At 59.4% G+C, this 2585-nt stretch carries 2 protein-coding genes; both read right to left on the reverse strand.

Annotated elements, in window-relative coordinates; genetic code table 11:
• Window positions 1-257: 257 nt before the first annotated feature.
• Window positions 258-1586, reverse strand: coding sequence for a tRNA lysidine(34) synthetase TilS (gene tilS, locus ACIOU6_RS26600; RefSeq protein WP_401139619.1), 1329 nt, complete (start codon window positions 1584-1586; stop codon window positions 258-260).
• A 133-nt stretch (window positions 1587-1719) separates the two neighbouring features.
• On the reverse strand, window positions 1720-2585 hold an 866-nt coding region (locus ACIOU6_RS26605), incomplete at its 5' end, for an acetyl-CoA carboxylase carboxyltransferase subunit alpha (protein ID WP_401139622.1).

The raw sequence follows: 2585 nt of genomic DNA on the forward strand, positions 1-2585 counted from the left end.
TGCGTTAAAGCGGTACGAGCCGCCGGGGAAAGCGAAGGAAGGCCGAAGCCCCCGATCACCTGCATTAATCACAGTGCACCTTTCAAAAAAACCGCTGCGTTGGGACAGACCGGCAGATGAAACACCGGTACGTTGTTCGCTACACATTTTTTGGAATCGCCCAGCAAAGACTGCTTGGTAATCGGCAACTCCTGCAATTCAGGCGAATCCACAGAAGTTGTATCAAGAAGGGAGCGTAGTCTACCGGAATGCCCCTTTCATCTCAAACCTTGATCTTCGTCTGTTGGCTGCCAATTCATTTTCCAGCCGTCCTGCTCGTGGCCGTCAAGTCCCGGCAGGTTCGCCACCGCGAGCAATTCGTCACCGCGAAAAAGCAGCGGCAATCTGCCACGCACGAAACCCGGCACCGCACGCTCATTGAGCAAACGCTTGAGATCGCGATGGCCGCGATCCGCCAGAGGCATCACTTCGCCGCCCTGCCGATAGGCAATGCGCAACGGTCCGCTGGGAGCCTGACCGATGAACATGACACACCCGTTATGGGGCAAGCTTAGCGGCGACGCCGGCGCCTGCCACTCGCCGTCGATCACCGGAGCGCGCAGCCAGTCGCCACTGAGCCACCACAGGCGACCGGCACTGCGATGCAACTCGCCATCGGCCAGACGCCAGACCGGCGAAGCATCGTGACCGGCATTGCACAGATCCGCCCAACCCGACCAATGGTCGGTGTCAGGCAAACGCGTCAGCGGTTCGAGCCAATGGCTCAGCGCATTTCGCTGCCGGGGGGCGGAGAGCGCGCAAAGTGGCGCCAACGCCAGAGACGGCAAGCGCAGCCATTGGAATCCATGAGGCGTTGCAGCCTGTGCCAGATCGATTTGCGCCAATTCATCGAGCAAACCCTGCGCCTCTCGCAGATGCGCAGCGCTGCGCGCCATGCTTGCTTGCGCTTGCGGCCAGCGACTGCTCAGCAGCGGCATGACCTGATGGCGCAGGTAATTGCGCGAGAACTGACGATCCTGATTCGAAGGGTCTTCGATCCAGTGCAATTGATGAGCTTGTGCATAGGCCTCCAGTTCAGCCCGAGTGACATCAAGCAAAGGTCGAATCAGAACACCCTGCCCCAGCTCTCGCTGGCTCGGCATGCCCGATAATCCTCTGACGCCTGCGCCACGCAACAGACGAAACAGTAAGGTTTCCGCCTGATCATCCCGATGCTGGCCGGTCAGCAGCGCATCATTGGCCTGCGTCAGCGCACTGAACACCGCATAACGCACATCCCGCGCCGCCCGCTCCAGACTCGCACCCGGTTGCACCGTGACCCGCTCTACTTGCAATGGAACACCGAGCGCATCGCAGACAGACTGGCAATGCGCCGGCCACGCATCGGCCGCAGACTGAAGACCATGATGGATGTGGATCGCGCTTAGCGCCGGAAGGGATTGGTCTTTTGCGAGATTGGCGAGCAGATGTAGCAGGACGGTCGAGTCGAGACCACCGGAGAAAGCGACGCGCCAGTTCCTGGCATTGCGCCAGGCTGCAAGATTAAGCAAAAGCCGGGAAGGCAAATCAATCATGGACTGCCCCATATCGTTCTCTTTGCCTCAACCAAATGTGGGAGCGAGCCTGCTCGCGAAGACGGTTTAACATTCAACACATTCGTCGACTGTCATACCGCTTTCGCGAGCAGGCTCGCTCCCACATCAGGTATCGCGTTTCGACTTAGAGACCGTAGCTCATCAGTCGATCGTAACGGCGCTTGAGCAGCGCTTCGTTATCGAACTTCTTCAGCATCGCCAGTTGCGAGCTCAGCTCGGCGCGGATCGACGCCGCAGCGGCGGCCGGATCACGGTGAGCGCCGCCCAATGGCTCGCCGATCACCTTGTCGACAATACCCAGGCCTTTCAGACGCTCGGCAGTAATGCCCATCGCCTCGGCGGCATCCGGTGCTTTTTCCGCGGTTTTCCACAAAATCGAAGCACAACCTTCCGGCGAGATCACCGCGTAGGTCGAGTACTGCAGCATGTTCAACTGATCGCAAACACCGATGGCCAGAGCACCGCCAGAACCACCCTCACCGATAACGGTGGCGATGATCGGGGTCTTCAGGCGCGACATCACACGCAGGTTCCAGGCGATGGCTTCGCTCTGGTTACGCTCTTCGGCGTCGATACCTGGATAGGCGCCCGGGGTGTCGATGAAGGTCAGGATCGGCATTTTGAAACGCTCGGCCATTTCCATCAGACGGCAAGCCTTGCGGTAGCCTTCCGGACGCGGCATACCGAAGTTGCGGCGTACTTTTTCACGGACTTCGCGGCCCTTCTGGTGACCGATGATCATCACTGGCTGGTCTTCCAGACGAGCAATGCCACCCACGATCGCAGCGTCGTCGGAGAAGTGACGGTCGCCGTGCAGTTCATCGAACTCGGTGAAGATGTGTTCGATGTAGTCCAGGGTATACGGGCGTTTCGGGTGACGCGCCAGGCGTGCGATCTGCCAGCTGGTCAGCTTGCCGAAGATGTCCTCGGTCAGCGTTTTGCTCTTGTCCTGCAGGCGGGAGATCTCATCGCCGATATTCAGCGAATTTT

It is taken from the genome of Pseudomonas sp. NPDC087615 (assembly GCF_044743445.1).
GTDB classification, from domain to species: Bacteria; Pseudomonadota; Gammaproteobacteria; order Pseudomonadales; family Pseudomonadaceae; genus Aquipseudomonas; species Aquipseudomonas baetica_A.

Coding starts and splice junctions, on each gene's coding strand:
- tilS (WP_401139619.1), bottom strand. CDS start 1,586: ATGGGGCAGTCCATGATTGATTTGCCTTCCCGGCTTTTGCTTAATCTT.